General features: G+C 61.9%; 23 protein-coding genes. 15 read left to right on the top strand and 8 right to left on the bottom strand.

Annotation, left to right across the window (positions count from 1 at the left end; genetic code table 11):
* Positions 1–151: 151 nt before the first annotated feature.
* The 7 genes from metG to EJA05_RS28145 all read left to right on the top strand — a co-directional run bounded on the left by metG (position 152) and on the right by EJA05_RS28145 (position 5,863).
* Positions 152–2,191 carry a methionine--tRNA ligase gene (metG, locus tag EJA05_RS05965; RefSeq protein ID WP_125857635.1) on the top strand — a complete coding sequence of 680 codons (2,040 nt, stop codon included), beginning with the start codon at positions 152–154 and terminating at the stop codon, positions 2,189–2,191.
* An 87-nt stretch (positions 2,192–2,278) separates the two neighbouring features.
* Positions 2,279–2,827 carry an Rnf-Nqr domain containing protein gene (locus tag EJA05_RS05960; protein ID WP_125857634.1) on the top strand — a complete coding sequence of 183 codons (549 nt, stop codon included), beginning with the start codon at positions 2,279–2,281 and terminating at the stop codon, positions 2,825–2,827.
* Between the two features lie 12 nt (positions 2,828–2,839).
* Positions 2,840–3,811: an RnfABCDGE type electron transport complex subunit D gene (locus EJA05_RS05955; protein WP_125857633.1), complete on the top strand. Its 972-nt coding sequence runs from the start codon at positions 2,840–2,842 to the stop codon at positions 3,809–3,811.
* Entirely contained in the window at positions 3,808–4,422 is a 615-nt protein-coding gene (locus EJA05_RS05950) for an RnfABCDGE type electron transport complex subunit G (RefSeq protein WP_125857632.1), read from the top strand. The genes EJA05_RS05955 and EJA05_RS05950 overlap by 4 nt, the downstream gene beginning before the upstream one ends.
* Positions 4,415–4,939: an Rnf-Nqr domain containing protein gene (locus EJA05_RS05945; RefSeq protein WP_125857631.1), complete on the top strand. Its 525-nt coding sequence runs from the start codon at positions 4,415–4,417 to the stop codon at positions 4,937–4,939. Before EJA05_RS05950 ends, EJA05_RS05945 begins: the two co-directional genes overlap by 8 nt.
* 4 nt (positions 4,940–4,943) lie before the next feature.
* Positions 4,944–5,582: an endonuclease III gene (gene nth / locus EJA05_RS05940; protein WP_125857630.1), complete on the top strand. Its 639-nt coding sequence runs from the start codon at positions 4,944–4,946 to the stop codon at positions 5,580–5,582.
* Positions 5,583–5,686: 104 nt separating this feature from the next.
* Positions 5,687–5,863 (top strand): PA3496 family putative envelope integrity protein, encoded by a 177-nt coding sequence (locus tag EJA05_RS28145; RefSeq protein ID WP_189654522.1) that lies wholly within the window; start codon positions 5,687–5,689, stop codon positions 5,861–5,863.
* 40 nt (positions 5,864–5,903) lie between these two features.
* On the opposite strand, the gene EJA05_RS05935 is transcribed toward EJA05_RS28145, so the two are convergent.
* Positions 5,904–6,530, bottom strand: coding sequence for a response regulator transcription factor (locus EJA05_RS05935; protein WP_110995496.1), 627 nt, complete (start codon positions 6,528–6,530; stop codon positions 5,904–5,906).
* Positions 6,531–6,904: 374 nt separating this feature from the next.
* Between EJA05_RS05935 and EJA05_RS28350 the strand changes: the two genes are divergently transcribed.
* Positions 6,905–7,444, top strand: a complete 540-nt coding sequence (locus EJA05_RS28350; RefSeq protein ID WP_223277181.1) for a hypothetical protein — start codon at positions 6,905–6,907, stop codon at positions 7,442–7,444.
* A 49-nt stretch (positions 7,445–7,493) separates the two neighbouring features.
* Here EJA05_RS28350 and EJA05_RS05925 read toward each other — a convergent pair whose 3' ends face one another.
* Together EJA05_RS05925 and EJA05_RS05920 are read right to left on the bottom strand one after the other, a co-directional pair.
* Positions 7,494–8,711 carry an argininosuccinate synthase gene (locus EJA05_RS05925; RefSeq protein ID WP_125462856.1) on the bottom strand — a complete coding sequence of 406 codons (1,218 nt, stop codon included), beginning with the start codon at positions 8,709–8,711 and terminating at the stop codon, positions 7,494–7,496.
* 128 nt (positions 8,712–8,839) lie between these two features.
* Positions 8,840–9,811, bottom strand: coding sequence for a flagellar protein MotY (locus EJA05_RS05920; protein ID WP_125857629.1), 972 nt, complete (start codon positions 9,809–9,811; stop codon positions 8,840–8,842).
* A gap of 130 nt (positions 9,812–9,941) precedes the next feature.
* On the opposite strand from EJA05_RS05920, the gene pyrC reads away from it, so the two are divergent.
* Both pyrC and rnt read left to right on the top strand, forming a co-directional pair.
* Entirely contained in the window at positions 9,942–10,988 is a 1,047-nt protein-coding gene (pyrC, locus tag EJA05_RS05915; protein ID WP_125857628.1) for a dihydroorotase, read from the top strand.
* Positions 10,985–11,659 carry a ribonuclease T gene (gene rnt / locus EJA05_RS05910; protein ID WP_125857627.1) on the top strand — a complete coding sequence of 225 codons (675 nt, stop codon included), beginning with the start codon at positions 10,985–10,987 and terminating at the stop codon, positions 11,657–11,659. Before pyrC ends, rnt begins: the two co-directional genes overlap by 4 nt.
* A 128-nt stretch (positions 11,660–11,787) precedes the next feature.
* On the opposite strand, the gene EJA05_RS05905 is transcribed toward rnt, so the two are convergent.
* Positions 11,788–12,390, bottom strand: coding sequence for a peroxiredoxin (locus EJA05_RS05905; RefSeq protein ID WP_023629028.1), 603 nt, complete (start codon positions 12,388–12,390; stop codon positions 11,788–11,790).
* Between the two features lie 214 nt (positions 12,391–12,604).
* Here EJA05_RS05905 and EJA05_RS05900 point away from each other — a divergent pair, with 214 nt between their 5' ends.
* Positions 12,605–12,826 (top strand): bacterioferritin-associated ferredoxin, encoded by a 222-nt coding sequence (locus EJA05_RS05900; protein ID WP_110995144.1) that lies wholly within the window; start codon positions 12,605–12,607, stop codon positions 12,824–12,826.
* A gap of 201 nt (positions 12,827–13,027) precedes the next feature.
* Positions 13,028–13,501, top strand: a complete 474-nt coding sequence (bfr, locus tag EJA05_RS05895; protein ID WP_110995143.1) for a bacterioferritin — start codon at positions 13,028–13,030, stop codon at positions 13,499–13,501.
* A gap of 162 nt (positions 13,502–13,663) precedes the next feature.
* Here the strand turns inward: bfr and grxD are convergent, their stop codons facing one another.
* Both grxD and EJA05_RS05885 read right to left on the bottom strand, forming a co-directional pair.
* Positions 13,664–13,999 (bottom strand): Grx4 family monothiol glutaredoxin, encoded by a 336-nt coding sequence (grxD, locus tag EJA05_RS05890; RefSeq protein ID WP_110995142.1) that lies wholly within the window; start codon positions 13,997–13,999, stop codon positions 13,664–13,666.
* Positions 14,000–14,144: 145 nt separating this feature from the next.
* A complete protein-coding gene (locus EJA05_RS05885; RefSeq protein ID WP_125857626.1) occupies positions 14,145–16,253 on the bottom strand; it encodes a molybdopterin oxidoreductase family protein in 2,109 nt (702 codons plus the stop codon).
* 364 nt (positions 16,254–16,617) lie between these two features.
* On the opposite strand from EJA05_RS05885, the gene argF reads away from it, so the two are divergent.
* Together argF and EJA05_RS05875 are read left to right on the top strand one after the other, a co-directional pair.
* On the top strand, positions 16,618–17,538 hold the full coding sequence (argF, locus tag EJA05_RS05880; protein WP_125462851.1) for an ornithine carbamoyltransferase: 921 nt from the start codon (positions 16,618–16,620) through the stop codon (positions 17,536–17,538).
* Positions 17,535–18,644, top strand: a complete 1,110-nt coding sequence (locus EJA05_RS05875; RefSeq protein ID WP_125857625.1) for an ABC transporter ATP-binding protein — start codon at positions 17,535–17,537, stop codon at positions 18,642–18,644. The genes argF and EJA05_RS05875 overlap by 4 nt, the downstream gene beginning before the upstream one ends.
* Before the next feature lie 259 nt (positions 18,645–18,903).
* Here the strand turns inward: EJA05_RS05875 and EJA05_RS05870 are convergent, their stop codons facing one another.
* Positions 18,904–19,683 carry a PhzF family phenazine biosynthesis protein gene (locus tag EJA05_RS05870; protein WP_125462849.1) on the bottom strand — a complete coding sequence of 260 codons (780 nt, stop codon included), beginning with the start codon at positions 19,681–19,683 and terminating at the stop codon, positions 18,904–18,906.
* 99 nt (positions 19,684–19,782) lie between these two features.
* Entirely contained in the window at positions 19,783–20,253 is a 471-nt protein-coding gene (gene ybaK, locus EJA05_RS05865) for a Cys-tRNA(Pro) deacylase (RefSeq protein WP_110995137.1), read from the bottom strand.
* A 305-nt stretch (positions 20,254–20,558) separates the two neighbouring features.
* Here ybaK and EJA05_RS05860 point away from each other — a divergent pair, with 305 nt between their 5' ends.
* Positions 20,559–21,410: an MIP/aquaporin family protein gene (locus EJA05_RS05860; RefSeq protein ID WP_125462848.1), complete on the top strand. Its 852-nt coding sequence runs from the start codon at positions 20,559–20,561 to the stop codon at positions 21,408–21,410.
* Positions 21,411–21,421 lie beyond the last annotated feature (11 nt).

Below are 21,421 nucleotides of genomic sequence, written 5' to 3'. Positions count from 1 at the left end.
CCCATTGGCAAACTGAATACGAAACAGGCGCCTATGCTAACCCGTCAATCGTCAGCAGATGCGTTCGCAAGGTGAAATATCTTCGCCAGCCCTTTATAGTGGCCGATCACCCTCATTTTTACCCCGTAGCCAGATAAGTAGCCGAGCCACCATGTCCGAGCCACGTCAGATTCTCGTCACCAGCGCCCTGCCCTATGCCAATGGTTCCATTCACCTTGGCCATATGCTCGAGTACATCCAGACAGACATGTGGGTTCGCTTCCAGAAGCTGCGCGGCAACCAGTGCATCTATGTCTGCGCCGACGATGCCCACGGCTCGGCGATCATGCTGCGCGCGGAGAAGGAAGGCATCACCCCGGAGCAACTGATCGCCAACGTCCAGGCCGAGCACAGCGGCGACTTCGCCGACTTCCTGGTCGATTTCGACAACTTCCACTCCACCCACAGCGAAGAGAACCGCGAGCTGTCGGGCATGATCTACAGCCGCCTGCGTGACGCCGGCCACATCGCCACCCGTTCGGTCACCCAGTATTTCGACCCGGAAAAGGGCATGTTCCTCGCCGACCGCTTCATCAAGGGCACCTGCCCCAAGTGCGCGGCCGAGGACCAGTACGGCGACAACTGTGAAAAGTGCGGTGCCACCTATGCCCCGACCGAACTGAAGAACCCCAAGTCGGCGATTTCCGGCGCCACCCCGGTGCTGCGCGACTCGCAGCACTTCTTCTTCAAGCTGCCCGACTTCCAGGCCATGCTGCAGCAGTGGACCCGCAGCGGCACGTTGCAGGACGCCGTGGCCAACAAATTGGCCGAATGGCTGGACTCCGGCCTGCAGGAATGGGACATCTCCCGCGATGCACCGTACTTCGGCTTCGAAATCCCGGGCGAGCCTGGCAAGTACTTCTACGTCTGGCTGGATGCGCCGATCGGCTACATGGCCAGCTTCAAGAACCTGTGCGCGCGCCGCCCGGAGCTGGACTTCGACGCGTTCTGGAGCGAAGGCTCCAAGGCCGAGCTGTACCACTTCATCGGCAAGGACATCGTCAACTTCCACGCCCTGTTCTGGCCAGCCATGCTTGAAGGTTCGGGCTTCCGCAAGCCGACCGCGGTCAACGTGCACGGCTACCTGACCGTCAACGGCGCCAAGATGTCCAAGTCGCGCGGCACCTTCATCAAGGCGCGCACCTACCTCGACCACCTGCAGCCGGAATACCTGCGCTACTACTATGCCGCCAAGCTGGGCCGCGGCGTCGACGACCTCGACCTGAACCTCGAGGACTTCGTGCAGAAGGTCAACTCTGACCTGGTCGGCAAGGTGGTCAACATCGCCAGCCGTTGCGCCGGCTTCATCCACAAAGGCAATGACGGCGTGATGGTTGCCGGCGATGCCGCCCCCGAGCTGACCGAGGCCTTCCTGGCCGCCGCTCCGTCGATCGCTGAAGCCTACGAAGGCCGCGACTTTGCCCGTGCCATGCGCGAAATCATGGCCCTGGCCGACCGCGCCAACGCCTGGATTGCCGACAAGGCGCCGTGGTCGCTGGCCAAGCAGGAAGGCAAGCAGGATGAAGTCCAGGCCATCTGCGCCCAGGGCATCAACCTGTTCCGTCAGCTGGTGATCTTCCTCAAGCCGGTTCTGCCGCTGCTGGCCGCCGATGCCGAGGCGTTCCTCAACGTCGCCCCGCTGGCCTGGAACGACCACCTGTCGCGCCTGGAAAACCACAAGCTCAACCCGTTCAAGGCGTTGATGAGCCGCATCGAGCCGGCCAAGGTCGAGGCCATGGTCGCGGCCAGCAAGGAAGACCTGCTGGCCTCGCAAGCCCAGGCCCCAGCCGGCAACGGCGAACTGACCAAGGACCCGCTGTCGGCCGAAATCGAGTTCGACACCTTCGCCGCCGTCGATCTGCGCGTGGCACTGATCGTCAAGGCCGAGTCCGTCGAGGGTGCCGACAAGCTGCTGCGCCTGACCCTGGACATCGGTGACGAGCAGCGCAACGTGTTCTCCGGCATCAAGTCGGCCTACCCCGACCCAAGCAAGCTGGAAGGTCGCCTGACCATGATGGTGGCCAACCTCAAACCACGTAAGATGCGTTTTGGCATCTCCGAGGGCATGGTCATGGCGGCCGGCCCTGGTGGCGAAGAGATCTACCTGCTGAGCCCGGACAGCGGCGCCAAGCCCGGCCAGCGCATCAAGTAACGCCCCTGCCCCGGCCAACTGGCCGGGGCATTTCCATCCAGCGGCCGCTGCCGGATAATCACGGCATCCTCAGGCGGCAGGCATTTCATGAGCGACTACATCCTGGTCCTGGTCAGCGCTGCGCTGGTCAACAACCTGATGTTGCAACCCGACCCGATCGAGCGCGAGCGCTTGCAAGCGCTTGGCCTGTGCAGCGCGCTGTTGATCCTGATCGGCCTGCCCGCCGGGCTGCTGCTCCAGCAGTACCTGCTTGCCCCGCTGCAATTGCAGGCCTTAAGCCTGTTCCTCCTGTTGCCGCTGTTGGCGATGCTCGCCTGGGGCCTACCGCAACTGCTGCGCCGCATGCGACCTGGCTGGCCTGCGGAGGGCCTGCAAGAGCTGCTGCTGGGCAATGTCGCGGTGCTAGGCTTGCTGTTGCAGCTCGGCAGCGATGGCAGCAGCGTTTGGCAAGCGCTGGCCTGGGGCGTGGCAGGCGGGTTGGGGTTCTGGCTAGCCCTGCTACTGTTCGCCGACCTGCGCGAACGCAGCCGCCATGCGGATGTTCCGGCGGCGCTGCGTGGCTTGCCCATCGAGCTGATCGGCGCTGGCGTGATGACCATGGCGCTCTCCGGCCTTAGCGGACTATTCACACAATGAGCCTGCAAACCCATGCCACTGCCTGACCCGCGCCTGCGCAACGCCATGGGCCTGGTCCTTCTGGCCTGCGTGCCGGGGTTGCTGGCGCTGTTCTGGCTGCATGGCTGGGGGGTGTTGATCAACCTGCTGCTGTGCGCCAGCGCCGCCCTGGCCACAGAGGCACTGCTGCTGACATGGCGCGGGCAAGCGATACGCCCGGCGCTGGAGGATGGCAGCGCATTGGTCAGCGCGGTGCTGCTGGCGGTGGCATTGCCCAGCCAGGCCCCCTGGTGGCTACCGGTGGCTGCGGCCAGCGTTGCCATAGGCTTGGGCAAACAGGCCTTCGGCGGCGTCGGACGCAACCTGTTCAACCCGGCGATGGTTGGCTATGCCTTCGCCCTGTTGAGTTTCCCACTGCAGATGAATCACTGGCCCGGCCAAGCGCCTGGCCTGCTCGACAGCCTGCACCTGAGCTTTATTGCCAGCGAGCAGATCGACGCCTGGGCCAGCCCAACGGTACTGGATGCCCTGCGGCACAATCGCAGCCTGACCATCGATGAGCTGTTTGCAACGCATCCGGCCTTCGGCACGCTGGGCGGGCGAGGCAGCGAATGGGTGAACCTGGCATTCCTGCTGGGCGGGCTGTTCCTGTTGCAGCGCAAGGTGTTCAGCTGGCATGCCCCGGCGGGCTTGCTCGGCGGGCTCCTGCTGTTCAGCCTGCTGGCGTGGAACGGGTCGGGCTCCGACTCCAATGGTTCACCTTTGCTGCACCTGTTCTCTGGCTCAACCATGCTGGCAGCGTTCTTCATCTGCACCGAGCCCATCTCCGGCTGTAAACGTCCGCTGGCCCGCCTGTTGTTCGGTATCGGAGCAGGTTGGCTGATCTACCTGCTGCGTACCTGGGGCAGCGTGCCGGACGGGACAGCCTTTGCGATCCTGCTGATGAACCTCTGCGCTCCGGCGCTGGACCGCTGGGCCCAGCGACGTCAACCGGTGTCCACATGAGCAGGCGCGTGCGCAGCCTACTGCTGCTGTCATCGGTGACGGCCCTGGCACTGACCGGCAGCCTTGCCTGGCAACACTGGACCGCCGGCCCCATCCAGGAAGCCCAACAGCGGATGCAAGAGCGTGAGTGGCTGGCTGTGCTGCCAACAGATAGCTACGACAACCAGCCACTGCAGACCCCCTTGGCACTGGCCGACAAGCAGTTGCAACACAGTCGATTGCTGGCGGGCTATCGCGCCAGCCTGGCCAACACCCCCGTGGCCATCATGCTGCGCAGCGAGGTGCCGGGGTACGCCGGACCAATCGAGCTGGCCATCGCGATCGACAATCATGGTCGCCTGACCGGGCTACGCGTACTTCGCCAACAGGAGAGCCCAGGGCTGGGCGACCAACTGGTCGATCCCGCACGGCATTGGCTGGACCAGTTTATCGGCAAGGCCCATGACGACCCGCCCGAGCCGGCCTGGGCGCTCAAGCGGGATCGCGGCGTGTTCGACCAACTGGCTGGCGCGACAGTCACCTCGCGCGCAGTGATCGACGCGGTGCAGGATGCGCTGCGCTACTTCGATCAACACCGCACCGCGTTGCTCGGGGAGGACCAACATGAATAGGTACTGGTTGCTAAGCGTTTGCCTGGCACCCTTGATCGGCACGACCGGGTCAGTCATACAGGCCTCGACGATGCTGGTCTACATGGCCGTATTGATACTGCTGCACCAACTGCTCATGGCGGGGTTACGCAACCATCTGCTACCTGCCATGCACCTGTGGATGTCCATGGTGCTGGCCGCAGCGCTCGCCAGTTGCCTGCAGTTGGGGCTGCAGGCCTGGGCGTTGCCGATGGCCCTTGTGCTTGGCCACTTTCCCGCGCTACTGGCCCTGCAATGCCTGGCCGTCGAACGCCTGTTACCGCAAACCGGCCGCTGGCGTTCACTGCTCATTGGCCTTGCGGGCATGGCAGTGGCTGGCCTGGCTCTGGCCATCAGCCGTCAGGCCCTGACCGATATCACAGGGCTACACATCACTCATCTGGCGCCCGGCGCACTGGTACTGCTCGGCCTACTGCTGGGCTTGTACAATCAGCTACGCCCCGAGCCCACCACTGCACATCGTCAAGGAACACGTTGACCCCATGAATGCCGCTAAACGCCTGGAGATTTTTCGCAGGCTGCATGAAGACAATCCCGAGCCCAAGACCGAGCTGGCCTATACCACCCCCTTCGAACTGCTGATTGCCGTGATTCTCTCGGCGCAAGCAACCGATGTCGGCGTCAACAAGGCAACTGCACGCCTGTTCCCCATCGCCAACACGCCAGAAGCCATTCATGCGCTGGGGGTGGATGGGCTGAGCGAATACATCAAGACCATCGGGCTGTACAACAGCAAGGCCAAGAACGTCATCGAGACCTGTCGGCTGCTGGTCGAACAGCATGGCGGCGAAGTGCCAGAAACCCGTGAGGCGCTTGAAGCATTGCCCGGGGTTGGCCGCAAAACCGCCAACGTCGTGCTCAACACGGCCTTCGGGCAACTGGCGATGGCCGTTGACACCCATATCTTCCGGGTGAGCAACCGCACCGGCATCGCACCAGGCAAGACCGTGCTGGAGGTGGAGAAGAAGCTGCTCAAGTTCGTGCCCAAGGATTACCTGCTCGACGCCCATCACTGGCTGATCCTGCACGGTCGTTACGTTTGCCAAGCGCGCAAGCCTCGCTGCGGTAGCTGCCGTATCGAGGACCTGTGTGAATACAGGCACAAGACATCGGACGATTGAGGCAATAGCAAAAATACTGGCAATACGATTGAAAAAATCTTTTTTACCCGCTCGGTGAATCCCGCTATAAGGACGGCCAATGGCCCTTTGGCTTGGAGTGACGCATGAGCACCGATAAAGAAGACCTGGCTATCGACGACGAGTTTCAAATCACAGAAGAAGACGCTGAGCCGCAGCCCGAAGTGGCCAAGACCAACCTCAGCAAGCGCCGGACCATCGACAATATGCTGGAAGAGCGGCGCCTGCAGAAGCAGCTGGCCGATTTTGATTACGACCTGTAACCCAGGCATGAAAAGCCTCCTGATGGAGGCTTTTGATGGTTCAGGCCAGGCCGTGCCGCTGGGCCAGTTCGATGAGATCAACCAGTGAACGCGCATTGAGTTTGAGCAGCAGCCGGGTTTTGTAAGTACTCACGGTCTTGTTGCTGAGAAACATGCTATCGGCAATTTCCTTATTGGTCTTTCCTCGTGCAAGTTGCTGCAGCACCATCATCTCCCTGCCGGAAAGACGCTCGACCATTTCAACTTCGCTTCCGCCACCAACGCCTGTGCGCCCCTTGTGCAGTGCCTGATTGGGGAAGTAACTGTACCCTGACAGCACGGCCTTGATTGCACTTAGCAACTCGGTCAGCTCCTGTTGCTTGCAAACGTACCCGGCAGCCCCCGCCTGCATGCAACGCATCGAAAAGTGGCCCGGCGCCTGCGAGGTCAATACCAGCACCTTGCTTGCGGGGCTTGCCAAGGTCATTCGGGCAATGACCTCGAGCCCGTCCAGTTTGGGAATTCCAATATCCAGAATGACAATGTCTGGCAGATGCTCCCGCGTTAGCTGCAAGGCATCCACCCCGTTGTCGGTTTCCGCCATCACCTCGTATCCATGCCGTTCCATCAGCATGCGTACCGCCAGGCGAATGACCGGGTGATCATCCACGATCAGCACTTTGTTCATGCGATATCCATTATTGCGTTATTTTAGTTTTATGCCCCAGCACAACCGAGCATAACGATTATTCGTGCGATGGTTTCCTTGGCAGATGCATCGAAGGAAGGTGCCTACTCTTTTTAAGGAATATTCCTACGCGCAGTTATTTTGCAGAACTTTATGCGCTCCTGAATAAATGTAGCCGCGTGCAAGTTAACACTCTGCAAATCGAGCTCCAAGCGTAGAGGCATTACACTTAACGCAGGAAATTTCTACTATTCGGACAAGACATCGGAACGCCGACAAATAAATGGCCAGAGCGCTCCATAGAGGAAATACTCACACTTACTCTGTGATCAAAATCAGGCTACTGATGAGCAAAGCATGCCCAGGCGCCCATCATGAACAATCCATCATTCAGCCCATTGACGCTTATCGCCGTCTTCGCCGGTGTCATCGAAGCCTCTGCCCTGGCTTCGCTGCCATTCCTGAGCGAGGAAAGCCAGACCATCTACACCTGGTTCCTCGTAGGCTTCCCCTTCTTCTTGACGGTGTTGTTCTTCCTCACTCTCAACTTCAATACCGGGTCGCTATTCGTGCCCGAGTACCATGACCCAACGCCCAACAGCCCAAACCCCGCTCAACCACCAACAGCGCCAAACCAAGCGGTTACGTCGGCAACCACAGAGACCCAGGCACCACCCACCCCGCCCTCGGCACCTTTCTGCGAAAGCGAAGCTGCCATGGTCATCGCCATCTCCGGCCCAGAGAGCCGCAAGATGCTCGAGCGCCATGTGTTGCGCATGATCGATCGCCCACAAACCACCACTCGCCGCTGGACCCTTTATAACCTCGACACCCGAGCCCGTTTTCATCTATCAGCCGGCCCCATGCACGAGGACACCGAACTGCCGTTCGAACAAGCCGAAGCCCCTGAATGACGGCCAAAAAAAAAACCCGGCCTGGGCCGGGTTCTTTTCAGCTGGATGCTCAGAGCATCGAACGGCCTTTGTTGGCCGCAATGCGCATGCGCAGTGCATTGAGCTTGATGAAGCCGGCAGCGTCGGCCTGGTTGTAGGCGCCGCCATCTTCTTCGAAGGTGGCGATGTTGGCGTCGAACAGCGAGTCATCCGACTTGCGACCGACAACCACGACATTGCCCTTGTACAGCTTCAGACGAACCACACCATTCACGTTCACCTGCGAGGCGTCGATCATCTTCTGCAGCATCAGACGCTCTGGGCTCCACCAGTAGCCGGTGTAGATCAGGCTGGCATACTTCGGCATCAGCTCATCTTTCAGGTGAGCGACTTCGCGGTCCAGGGTGATCGACTCGATGGCGCGGTGGGCCTTGAGCATGATGGTGCCACCAGGGGTCTCGTAGCAGCCGCGGGACTTCATGCCGACGTAGCGGTTCTCGACGATGTCGAGGCGGCCGATGCCGTTGGCACCGCCAATGCGGTTGAGGTCGGCCAGCACGGTGGCCGGGGTCTTCTCGACGCCGTCGATGGCAACGATGTCACCGTTGCGGTAGGTCAGCTCGATGTAGGTAGCCTGGTCCGGGGCGTTCTCAGGGGAGACGCTCCATTTCCACATGTCTTCTTCGTGCTCGGTCCAGGTATCTTCCAGGACACCGCCTTCGTACGAGATGTGCAGCAGGTTGGCGTCCATCGAGTACGGCGACTTCTTCTTGCCGTGGCGCTCGATCGGGATGCCGTGCTTCTCGGCATAGTCCATCAGCTTCTCGCGGGACAGCAGGTCCCACTCGCGCCATGGGGCGATGACCTTGACGCCTGGCTTGAGCGCGTAGGCACCCAGCTCGAAACGCACCTGGTCGTTACCCTTGCCGGTAGCACCGTGGGAAATGGCGTCGGCGCCGGTTTCGTTGGCGATTTCGATCAGGCGCTTGGCGATCAGCGGACGAGCGATGGACGTACCCAGCAGGTACTCGCCTTCGTAGACGGTGTTGGCGCGGAACATCGGGAACACGAAGTCACGCACGAATTCTTCGCGCAGGTCATCGATGTAGATTTCTTTAACGCCCATTGCCTGGGCTTTGGCGCGGGCCGGCTCGACCTCTTCGCCCTGACCCAGGTCAGCGGTGAAGGTCACCACTTCGCAGTTGTAAGTGTCCTGCAGCCACTTGAGAATCACCGAAGTATCAAGGCCGCCGGAATACGCCAGTACGACCTTTTTTACGTCCGCCATGCCATCACTCCACGGGGTTGTACGGAAAGCCTTCGATTCTAACGGCCTTGCCGCAAAAATTACAGTGGGGCGACAGCTTGTGACGACAAAGCGACAGGAACTGTCGACAGCGCGACCAGTGGTCGCACTCAGCCCTGCTTCGCGGGTGCCTGCTGGGCCGGTACGACTGCCGGCGCGGTGGTGGCAGCCGGCGCCGGGGCTGCAGCGGGGACGGCCGGCGCCGCAGCCGGAACCGGCTTCTCGACCGGGGTCACCCGATCGAGCTGGATGTTGACACGACGGTTGCGCGCACGGTTGGCGGCGCTGTTGTTCTTGGCCAGGGGGTAGCGCTCGCCGTGGAAGCGCACGGTAATCTGTTCTTCGGCAATGCCATGGGCCTTGAAGTACTCGGCCACTGCCAGGGCACGACGGCGCGATGCGTCACGGTTAGTCAGGCGGTTGCCGCTGTTGTCGGAATGACCGTCGAGTTCGATGTGATTGACCGTCGGGTCGGCCTTCATGTAGTCCAGAATCAGGTCCAGGCGTGCACGCGCCGAGCTGTCCAGCTCAAAGCCAGTGCCGGGGAAGCCGACCTGGGTCTGGCGAATCTGATCGTAATTCATCGGCAGCAGCGTGCTCGCGCAGCGCTGATAGTCACTGTAGGCCTTGGCGAAACTGACCGGCAGCACCCGCACTTCCATGGCTCGCCCGCCTTCACCTGCATAATTGCGCACCACCGTGCTGCGCCCATCGAGCAAGCCATTGATCAAGCGGCTGGCCTGGCCTTGCGAGGACGTGAACAGCACACCCGTGCGGCCCATGCGCACAGCCCCCAGATTGATGTCGCCACGGCCTGGCTGCCAGGGTGCAGCTGCCGCCAACAGTGTGGCGGATCCGGCACCGAGCACATTGCTGGAGGAGCGCAGCTGGAACGTCGGCAGCTCGCCGGCACGGCGCACGAACTCACCACTACCGAAACCATCGATCGCTTGAATCAGACGGCATTCGAACTGGTCACCCTCGACTTTCCAGGCGACATGCTCCACGCGGGTCTGGAAGGTGAGTGCCCCCGCCGGCAGGCTGGCGACAAGGGTGAACAGAGCTAGGTAACGCTGGCGCACGGGCGGCTCCACAAATTCTGACGGCTTACCTCAACGCTATCGGACGCTGGTTGGAAAACTTGATAGCCGTGCTCGCCCAAGGGTTTTCCGGTAGCATTGGCTTCTGAGTTCGACCCGCCTGGAATCCCCAATGTCCGATCGCCTGACCCTCCTGCGCCCCGACGACTGGCACATCCATCTGCGCGATGGTGCCGTCTTGCCACATACCGTTGGCGACGTGGCGCGCACCTTCGCCCGTGCCATCATCATGCCCAACCTCGTGCCCCCGGTGCGCAACGCCGCCGAAGCTGGCGCCTACCGTGAGCGCATCCTCGCCGCGCGTCCGGCCGGCAGCCGCTTCGAGCCGCTGATGGTGCTCTACCTCACCGACCGCACCAGCGCCGAAGATGTCCGCGCGGCCAAGGCCAGCGGTATCGTGTACGCCGCCAAACTGTACCCGGCCGGCGCTACCACCAACTCCGATTCCGGCGTGACCAGCATCGACAACATCTTCCCGGCGATCGAGGCCCTGGCCGAGACCGGCCTGCCACTGCTGGTGCATGGCGAAGTGACGCGTAGCGAGATCGACGTGTTCGATCGTGAGAAGCGCTTCATCGACGAGCACATGCGCCGCCTGGTCGAGCGTTTCCCCACGCTGAAAGTGGTCTTCGAACACATCACCACCAGCGACGCCGCGCAGTTCGTCACCGAGGCTGCGGCCAACGTCGGCGCGACCATTACCGCCCAGCACCTGCTGTACAACCGCAACCACATGCTGGTCGGCGGTATCCGCCCGCACTTCTATTGCCTGCCGATCCTCAAGCGCAACACCCACCAGGTGGCGCTGCTGGACGCGGCCACCAGCGGCAACCCGAAGTTCTTCCTCGGTACCGACTCCGCCCCCCATGCCCAGCACGCCAAGGAAGCCGCCTGCGGCTGCGCTGGCTGCTACACCGCCTACGCCGCCATCGAGATGTATGCCGAGGCATTCGAGCAGCGTAACGCGCTGGACAAGCTCGAAGGCTTTGCCAGCAAGCATGGCCCGGACTTCTACGGCCTGGCGCGCAACACCGACACCATCACCCTGGTGCGCGAAGAGTGGACGGCACCCGCCAGTCTGCCGTTCGGCGACACCACCGTGATCCCGCTGCGTGCCGGTGAGAAACTGCGCTGGCGCCTGCTGGAGGACAACGCGTGAGCGAAGACCTCTACGACGACGATCAGGACAATCAGGTCAGCAGCGGTTCGCGCCATCCGATGGCCGAACGTTTCCGTGGTTATCTGCCGGTGGTGGTGGATGTCGAGACAGGTGGCTTCAACAGCGCCACCGACGCCCTGCTGGAAATCGCCGCAGTGACCATCGGCATGGACGAGAAGGGCTTCCTGTTCCCCGAGCACACCTACTTCTTCCGGGTCGAACCCTTCGAAGGTGCCAACATCGAACAGGCCGCGCTGGAGTTCACCGGGATCAAGCTGGACCACCCACTGCGCATGGCGGTGAGCGAGGAAAGTGCGCTCACCGACATCTTCCGTGGCGTGCGCAAGGCTCTCAAGGCCAACGGCTGCAAGCGGGCAATCCTGGTCGGGCACAACAGCAGCTTCGACCTGGGCTTCCTCAATGCCGCAGTGGCGCGCAACGACCTCAAGCGCAACCCCTTCCACCCGTTCTCCAGCTTCGACACCGCAACACTGGCCGGCCTGGCATACGGCCAGACCGTGCTGGCACGGGCCTGCCAGAGCGCCGACATCGACTTCGATGGCCGCGAGGCGCACTCGGCACGCTACGACACCGAGAAAACTGCCGAGCTGTTCTGCGGCATCGTCAACCGCTGGAAAGAAATGGGCGGCTGGCGCGATTTCAACGACTAAGCCTCAAGCTTCAAGCGACAAGAAAGAGCAGCCTATATGCGCCAGGCTTTTCACTTGTGGCTTGCAGCTTGAAACTTGAGACAAAAAAAACCGGCCACCAGGGCCGGTTTTTTTATGCGCTTGGCAAATTACAGCTTGCCAGCGTTCTCGCTCAGGTAAGCGGCAACGCCTTCCGGCGAAGCGTTCATGCCCTTGTCGCCTTTTTTCCAGTTGGCCGGGCAGACTTCGCCGTGCTCTTCGTGGAATTGCAGGGCGTCAACCAGGCGCAGCAGCTCGTCCATGTTGCGGCCCAGTGGCAGGTCGTTGACGATCTGCGAACGGACAACACCGTTGGTGTCGATCAGGAAGGCGCCACGGAAGGCCACGCCGCCTTCGGACTCGACGTCGTAGGCCTTGCAGATTTCGTGGGTCATGTCGGCTGCCAGGGTGTATTTGACCTGGCCGATGCCGCCGTTGTTGACCGGGGTGTTACGCCAGGCGTTGTGGGTGAAGTGCGAGTCGATCGAAACGCCGATCACTTCCACGTTGCGAGCCTGGAAGTCAGGGATGCGATTGTCCAGGGCGATCAGCTCGGACGGGCAGACGAAGGTGAAGTCCAGCGGGTAGAAGAACACCAGGCCGTACTTGCCTTTGATGGCCGAGGCCAGGTTGAAGCTGTCGACGATTTCGCCGTTGCCCAGCACGGCAGGGACGGTGAAGTCAGGGGCTTGTTTACCAACGAGTACGCTCATTCGATTTCTCCTGATGAGGGGTGAAGAACCTTGCCCGGGCGGAATGAGTTCCCCCGGATCTGGCAAAGGCCGACCATCATACACGGCTTATGGTGACAGGCCGAATCTCTACCATCGGTCGCTCAAGGACGGCCCTTTCAGAAAGTGCTTTGACAAGCATTCTCATTACCATTACTCTCCAACCCATCGAATCCAACCGTAATGGTCAGCCTTTATGTATGTGTGTCTTTGTGTCGGTGTCACCGATGGACAGATCCGCGATGCGATCTACGAAGGATGCTGCAGCTACAAGGACGTTCGAGCCGCCACCAACGTCGCCAGCCAATGCGGTAAATGCGCCTGCCTCGCCAAGCAGGTGGTGCGTGAGACGCTGACCGAGCTGCAGCTCAGCCAACAGGCTGCGCTGCCCTACCCCGTTGAATTTAACGCGGCGTAAAAAATGAATTTCGAAGAACCGGGCCTAGTGCCCGGTTTTTTTATGCCAGAAATTCAATAAGTTAGCGCTCGAACGCGGTTCACAAACATTCTTATTCCGATTAATTTTCACTTATTATTCAATAACTTAGGTTTGACATAGGTAGTTGTCGGGCTCAGACTTGATTTCATTGGCTCAACTTCTACAGGGCAGGACCCCATCATGAAAGGCGACGTAAGCGTCATCCAGCATCTCAACAAGATCCTCGGAAACGAGCTGGTCGCAATCAACCAGTACTTCCTGCACGCACGCATGTATGAAGATTGGGGCCTGAACAAGATCGGCAAATTCGAGTACAAAGAATCCATCCAGGCGATGAAGGACGCGGACAAGCTGATCAAGCGCATCCTCTTCCTCGAAGGCATCCCCAATGTCCAGGACTTGGGCAAGCTGATGATCGGCGAGCACACCAAAGAGATGCTCGAGTGCGATCTGAAGCTTGAGAAAAAGGCCCACGCCGACCTGAAAGCCGCCATCGCCCACTGTGAAACTGCAGGCGACTTCGGCTCGCGCGATGTGCTCGAAGACATCCTCGAAGACCAGGAAGAACACATCGACTGGCTGGAAACCCAGCTGGGCCTGATCGACAAGATCACCATCGAGAACTACCTGCAGTCGCAGATGGGCGAAGAGTAACGATCGCCAGATACACCAAAGCCCCGCCAAGTGCGGGGCTTTTTATTGGGGTGTAGGAGCGCCCCGGCAAGGCCGCTCCTACAGAGGCACGCGAAAAATCACCAGACAACAAAAAGCCCCGCATATACGGGGCTTTTGCATTCCGGCGAGCCAAAGCTGGAATCAGGCCTCGGAAGCCTTGGCTTTGGCAGCCGCGTCCTTGATCAGGGCCTGCAGCTCACCCTTTTCGAACATTTCCAGCATGATGTCGCTACCGCCGACCAGCTCACCGGCCACCCACAGTTGCGGGAAAGTCGGCCAGTTGGCGTACTTGGGCAGGTTGGCGCGGATTTCCGGGTTCTGCAGGATGTCGACGTAAGCGAACTTCTCGCCGCAACCCATCACCGCTTGCGATGCCTTGGCCGAAAAGCCGCACTGCGGGGCATTCGGCGAGCCTTTCATGTAAAGCAGAATGGTGTTGTTGGCGATCTGCTCTTTGATTGTTTCGATGATATCCATGAAGCACCTCGGCTGAACTTTCCGACATGGTCGTCGGCACGGTGACGCATTGTATCGGAAACCCGAGCGGCATGCTCGGCCTTGCCGGTGTTTAGGGTTTGTACGAAAGTCGTCGAGCGGCGATCAGGCACTTTTCGTACAAAGCCTAGGCGGCCTCCACCTGCACCGGCACGCCATTGAGTGCCGCATTGCCGGAAACGCCATCACGCAGGCGCTCGTCAGTCAGGTCATTGGCACTCACCCCAGGTTGCGCGCTGGCCACCTGCAACTGGGCGCCCTGGCGCCCATGCCCGTAGCCATGGGGCAGGCTGACCACCCCCGGCATCATCTCCTCGCTGGCCTGGACCTGCACTTCGAGCACACCGGTGCGCGAGCGAACTCGTACCGTCTGGCCGTCCTGCAGTTGGCGCTGGTGTAAGTCGAGCGGGTGCATCAGCAACTGATGGCGCGGCTTGCCTTTTACCAGTCGATGGAAGTTGTGCATCCACGAGTTGTTGCTGCGCACATGACGGCGGCCGATCAGCAACAGCTGGCCTGGTTCCGGCGGCAATTGCCGGGCAAGCCGTTGCAGGTCTTCGAGCAGGGCAGCCGGGGCTGCTTCGACCGCCTGGCTGGCGGTACCCAAGCGTTCAGCGAGGTTCGGCGTCAGCGGCCCGAGGTCGAGGCCATGGGGATGCTGGTCGAGGGTTTGCAGCGACAGCTTCCAGGTTGACGCATCACCATAAGGCCCCTTGCGCAGCGCGTAATCGATCATCTGCGCTGGCGGCAGCGTCGCCTTCAGCTCGGCCTGGGCGCGCGCCGCAAAAGCCTTGGCCAGGCCGACGAAAATCTCCCAGTCGTGCAATGCTCCCTCGGGCTTGGCCAGGATCGCCCGGTTGAAACGGCTGACGTTGCGTACCGCCAGCAAATTGAAGGTGGAATCGTAATGATCATTCTCCAGCGCCGAAGTCGAGGGCAGGATCAGGTCGGCATGGCGGGTGGTCTCGTTGATGTACAGGTCGATGCTGAGCATGAACTCGAGCCCAGCCAGGGCCTCATCCAGACGCCGCCCGTTGGGCGTGGACAACACCGGGTTGCCAGCGACGGTCACCAGCGCCCGTATCTGCCCTTCACCCGGCTCGAGGATCTCTTCGGCCAGGGCAGACACCGGCAGTTCGCCGCCATATTCCGGCAGGCCCGAGACCCTGCTCTGCCATTGGTTGAAATGCCCGCCCGAGGTGCTGGCCACCAGGTCCACCGCAGGTTCGGTACAGAGGGCACCGCCTTTGCGATCGAGGTTGCCGGTGACCAGGTTGATCAGTTGCACCAGCCAGTGGCACAGCGAACCGAAGGCCTGGGTGGAAACCCCCATCCGGCCATAGCAAACGGCTTTGCCTGCGGCCGCGAAATCCCGGGCCAGCTGGCGGATGTCCTGCGCCGGGATACCGCAGAGCCCGCTCATCGCCTCGGCATCGAACGGCGCAATGGCCTGGCGTACCTGATCCAGCCCGTTGACAGGCAAGTGCGATCCGCGGGCCAGGTCCTCTGCGAAAAGGGTATGCAGCAGCGCAGACAGCAGCGCCGCATCGCCACCGGGGCGGATGAACAGGTGCTGATCTGCCATCGCCGCCGTCTCGCTGCGCCGCGGGTCGACCACCACTAGGCGCCCGCCCCTGGCCTTCAGCGCCTTCAGCCGCTTCTCCACATCCGGCACCGTCATGATGCTGCCGTTCGAAGCCAGCGGGTTGCCACCGAGTATCAACATGAAGTGGGTGTGATCGATGTCCGGGATCGGCAGCAGCAAGCCATGGCCGTACATCAGGTAGCTGGTCAGGTGCTGGGGCAACTGGTCGACCGAGGTGGCAGAGAAGCGATTGCGAGTCTTGAGCAGGCCAAGGAAATAGTTGCTGTGGGTCATCAGCCCATAGTTGTGCACGCTGGGGTTACCCTGATACACCGCGACGGCGTTGCGCCCGTGGGCCTGCTGCACCGCCCAGAGGCGCTCGGCGGCCAGGGTGAACGCCTCGTCCCAGCCAATCGGCTGCCACTGGTCGCCGATACGCCTGTGGGGCTGGCGCAGGCGGTCGGGGTCTTCCTGGATATCCTGCAGGGCGACTGCCTTGGGGCAGATATGCCCACGGCTGAACGGGTCCTGCGGGTCGCCCTTGATCGAGCTGATACGCGCCCGGCCGTCGGCTTCGTGGGTCACTTCGATGTTCAGGCCGCAGATGGCCTCGCACAGGTGACAGGCTCGGTGATGCAGGGTCTTGGTCATGGCCGCCTCTGCCGTGTTGTTATGGACGTTCGACTATGCGCCGCCCCAGCAAGGCTCACCAGCGCGCTTCGCGGCGTGAATTGGCCGACATCAGGCCCACGATTCGCGACAGCAGGTTTGCCAAACGCGCGCCTGGCCGTGTACAAACCCTGTAGCAAATAAAAAACAGCGCACCTGCAGTGGGTTACGACACCCGCTGATACAGAGACACTGTTTCCCCTCTTGGTTTGAGGCGACATTTAATTATAGTATTGCGCCTTTCCCTATTCCGTCCGCCCCGTGCGGCTTACGCCGCAGGTCACTCCCGTTGTCAACAAAACCCATACGGTCGACCTGCACACCGTTGCAGATAAGGTAGTCAATCATGAGCGCTAGGCACTTTCTCTCCCTGCTGGATTTCACCACCGACGAATTGCTCGGTGTGATCCGCCGAGGCATCGAGCTGAAGGACCTGCGCAAGCGTGGCGTGCTGTTCGAGCCCCTGAAGAACCGCGTGCTGGGGATGATCTTCGAAAAATCCTCGACCCGTACCCGGGTGTCGTTCGAGGCGGGCATGATCCAGCTCGGCGGCCAGGCCATCTTCCTGTCGCCGCGCGACACCCAGCTGGGCCGCGGCGAGCCGATTGCCGACAGCGCCATCGTGTTGTCGAGCATGGTCGATGCGGTGATGATCCGCACCCACGCCCACAGCACCCTCACCGAATTCGCCGCCCATTCGCGGGTGCCGCTGATCAACGGCCTGTCCGACGAGTCGCACCCCTGCCAGTTGCTGGCCGACATGCAGACCTTCCTTGAACACCGTGGCTCGATCCAGGGCAAGACCGTGGCCTGGATCGGCGATGGCTTCAACATGTGCAACTCGTACATCGAAGCCGCTCGCCAGTTCGACTTCCAGCTGCGCATCGCCTGCCCCGAGGGTTATGACCCCGATCCACGCTTCCTGCAATTGGGCGGTGACCGCGTGCAGATCATCCGTGACCCCAAGGAAGCCGTACGCGGCGCCCACCTGGTGACCACGGACGTCTGGACTTCCATGGGCCAGGAAGAGGAAACTGCACGGCGCCTGGCGCACTTCGCGCCTTACCAGGTCAACCGCGCACTGCTCGACCTGGCGGCACCCGATGCCCTGTTCATGCACTGCCTGCCCGCCCACCGTGGCGAGGAAATCAGCCAGGACCTGCTCGACGACCCCCGTTCGGTCGCCTGGGACCAGGCTGAGAACCGCCTGCATGCGCAGAAGGCCCTTCTCGAATTCCTTGTAGAACCGGCTTACCACCACGCATGAGTCAACCCCTACTGCTCAACCTGCGCGACCTCGCCTGCGGCTATGGCGAGCAGCGCATCGTCCAGAACCTCAACCTGCACCTGAACGCAGGCGACATCGGTTGCCTGCTGGGCTCCTCCGGGTGCGGCAAGACCACCACGCTGCGCGCCATCGCCGGTTTCGAGCCGGTGCATGAAGGCGAGATCCAGCTGGCCGGCGAGGTCATCTCCCGTGCAGGCTTCACCCTGGCTCCGGAAAAACGCCGGATCGGCATGGTGTTTCAGGACTACGCGCTGTTCCCACACCTGACCGTGGCGCAGAACATCGCCTTCGGCATCGGCAAGCACCCGCAACAGGCGGCCGTGGTCGAGGAGATGCTCGAACTGGTCAAGCTGGGCGGCCTCGGCGGGCGCTACCCGCACGAGTTGTCCGGCGGCCAGCAACAGCGGGTCGCACTGGCCCGCGCACTGGCGCCGGAGCCACAACTGCTGCTGCTCGACGAGCCGTTCTCCAACCTCGACGTCGAGTTGCGCAGGCGCCTCAGCCACGAGGTGCGCGACATCCTCAAGAGCCGCGGCACCAGCGCCATCCTGGTCACCCACGACCAGGAAGAAGCCTTCGCCGTCAGTGATCACGTTGGCGTGTTCAAGGAAGGCCGCCTGGAGCAGTGGGATACCCCCTACAACCTCTACCACGAGCCGCAAACCCCCTTCGTTGCCAGCTTCATTGGCCAGGGTTACTTCATTCGCGGCCAGATGAGCAGCCATGAAGCGGTGACCACCGAACTCGGCGAACTGCGGGGCAATCGCGCCTACACCATGGCCACGGGCAGCTCGGTGGACGTGTTGCTGCGCCCGGATGACATCATCCATGCGCCCGACGGCAAATTGCGGGCGCAAATTGTCGGCAAGAGCTTCCTCGGCGCTTCCACCCTGTATCGCCTGCAGTTGCCCACCGGCAGCCAGCTCGAAGCGATCTTCCCCAGCCACATCGACCATCAGGTAGGCCAGGAAATCGGCATCGCCGTGGCGGCCGACCACCTGGTGCTGTTCCCGGTACCCGGCAGCGTAGCCGCGCAGCTGCCACGCCAGGAGAACGGCGTGCGCCGCGTCAGCTCGGCGCTCTGAGGCACCCAGAACATCGCAGGACAAGTCAGCGCGCACCCGACCGAGCCGAACTCAAGACCTGTACTCTGCCTGTGGGAGCGGGTTTACCCGCGAAACAGGCGACGCGGTGGATGGCACCGGCTTTGCCGGTGTTCGCGGCTAAAGCCGCTCCCACAGGTCCCGGCTCGATCAATAAGTCATGTGGATCGCGCAGCCAGGCAGTTGCTCCCACGACCAACGTGGGAGCTGCGGTTCGGTGCCCTGGCTTGCCCCGCGACAATCACAGCATCAACGTGCCACTGGCCACCCGCCGAGCCTGCCCACCGATCTTCACCCGCTCACCTTCCAGCCTGCATGACAGCTCACCGCCCCTGGCCGAGCACTGGAACGCACTCAACTCGGTTTTACCAAGGCGTTCGGCCCAGTACGGGATGAGCAGGCAATGGGTGGAACCGGTCACCGGGTCTTCGGGGATGCCGATAGCCGGGGCGAAATAGCGCGATACGAAGTCATGCCTGGCGCCGGGCGCCGTCACAATCACGCCAAGCCCGGGCAGACGCGCCACCGCAGCCATGTCCGGCGTGCAATCACGCACTGCCTGCTCCGACGGCAACACCACGAACAGCTCCTTGCTCTGGCGCACTTCCAGCACCTCGCAGCCCAACGCCTCGGCAACCGGCAAAGGCTCGGCCACCGGCTGCGAATCAATGCGCGGGAAGTCCAGCCACAAGCGATCCCCTTCACGGCTGACGCTCAGTGGCCCTGACTGGCTCTGGAAGTCCAGCCGCGCCTTCTGCTCGCCATAGACCTCGAACAGCACATAAGCGCTGGCCAGGGTGGCATGGCCGCACAGCGGTACTTCGGTACTCGGGGTAAACCAGCGGATGCGATATCCGTCACCCTCGGCCACCACGAACGCGGTCTCGGCAAGGTTGTGCTCGGCGGCGATCTGCTGCATCAGCGCCTCGTCGAGCCACTGCTCCAGGTGATAAACCATGGCGGGGTTGCCGGCGAAGGGACGATCGCTGAACGCGTCGACCTGATGGAAGTGCAACTGCATGACACGCTCCCTCTGTCTTTTTGGAAAGGGCCCGAGCATGGCGCACGGGGCCCGGACCGAACAGTGACAGAGTCGGGGAAATTACCACCATACAGATGATCAGCCGCGACCAATCCCGGCGAATTGCCCCTGGGTATGGGTTGCCAGCACCGCCGCTGCCAGCTCCACTTCCAGGCCACGACGGCCCGCGCTGACGTGAATGGTTTCATGTTGTTGCGCGGACTCGTCGATGAAGGTGCGCAGACGCTTCTTCTGCCCCAACGGGCTGATCCCCCCCACCAGGTAGCCCGTGGCACGCTGGGCAGCCTGCGGGTCGGCCATTTCGCACTTCTTCACCCCCGCCGCATGGGCCAGCGCCTTGAGATCGAGGGTACCGACCACCGGCACCACCGCCACCAGCAATTCGCCCTTCTCGCTGCTGGCCAGCAGCGTCTTGAACACCCGCAGCGGGTCAAGGCCAAGCTTCTCGGCCGCTTCCAGGCCATAGGAGGCAGTCTTCGGGTCATGTTCGTAACTGTGCACGCGGTACTCGGCGCGCGCCTTTTTCAGCAGGTCCAGGGCGGGGGTCATCGAAGGCTCCAGTCGATCGCAGGTCGCCGGCTACTGTAGGGCAAATCCCCCAGACCAGCCAGCACACCCGCGGGCCAGAGCGGCGGCCAACGGTTCGCAGGCAGGCCTCTCGGTCAGTTTGTGGCCAACCGTTCACTTTCGACCTTTGACATCAGCGTTTCTTGTCTATATTTTTTCGTTTCTGAATACATGGTGCACCTATAAGGTGCACTCCCTGCACCCGCCCGGCGTCAATGGGGATCGACTCCGGGCTTTTTTGCTGTCGAGCGCACTACGCCTCACAACAACAAGAACCGAGGTCATACATGACGACTGCTCTACGCCAACCGACGCTTTCCGCCCAATGCATGGCCGAATTCCTCGGCACCGCGCTACTCATCTTCTTCGGCACAGGCTGTGTCGCCGCCCTCAAGGTTGCCGGCGCCAGCTTCGGCCTGTGGGAAATCAGCATCATCTGGGGGGTCGGCGTGAGCATGGCGATCTACCTCACCGCCGGCGTTTCCGGCGCGCACCTGAACCCGGCCGTGAGCATCGCCCTCACCCTGTTCGCCGGCTTCGACAAACGCAAACTGCCGTTCTACATCCTCGCCCAGGTGTGTGGCGCGTTCTGTGGCGCCGCGCTCGTTTACACGCTGTACAGCAACCTGTTCTTCGATTTCGAACAGGCCCACGCCATGTTGCGCGGCAGCCAGGCCAGCCTGGAACTGGCCTCGGTATTCTCCACCTACCCGCACCCGGCGCTGTCCACCGGCCAGGCGTTCCTGGTCGAAGTGATCATCACCGCCATCCTGATGGCCGTGATCATGGCCCTGACCGACGACAACAACGGCCTGCCCCGTGGCGCCACCGCGCCGCTGCTGATCGGCCTGCTGATCGCCGTGATCGGCAGCGCCATGGGCCCGCTGACCGGCTTTGCGATGAACCCGGCGCGCGATTTCGGGCCCAAGCTGATGACCTTCCTCGCTGGCTGGGGCGACATCGCCTTTACCGGCGGGCGTGACATTCCCTATTTCCTGGTACCGGTGTTCGCACCGATTCTCGGCGCCAGCCTTGGTGCGGCGTTGTACCGCGGCCTGATTGCCCGCAACCTGCCGACAGCAGAAGCCGAGAAGCCACAGACAGACGATAATCCTCAGGGTGATGCCCAGGTTTCCTGATGCCAGCGCCG

The organism is Pseudomonas oryziphila (assembly GCF_003940825.1).
Lineage (GTDB): Bacteria > Pseudomonadota > Gammaproteobacteria > Pseudomonadales > Pseudomonadaceae > Aquipseudomonas > Aquipseudomonas sichuanensis.
This window is presented reverse-complemented; position numbering and strand designations above follow the sequence as displayed.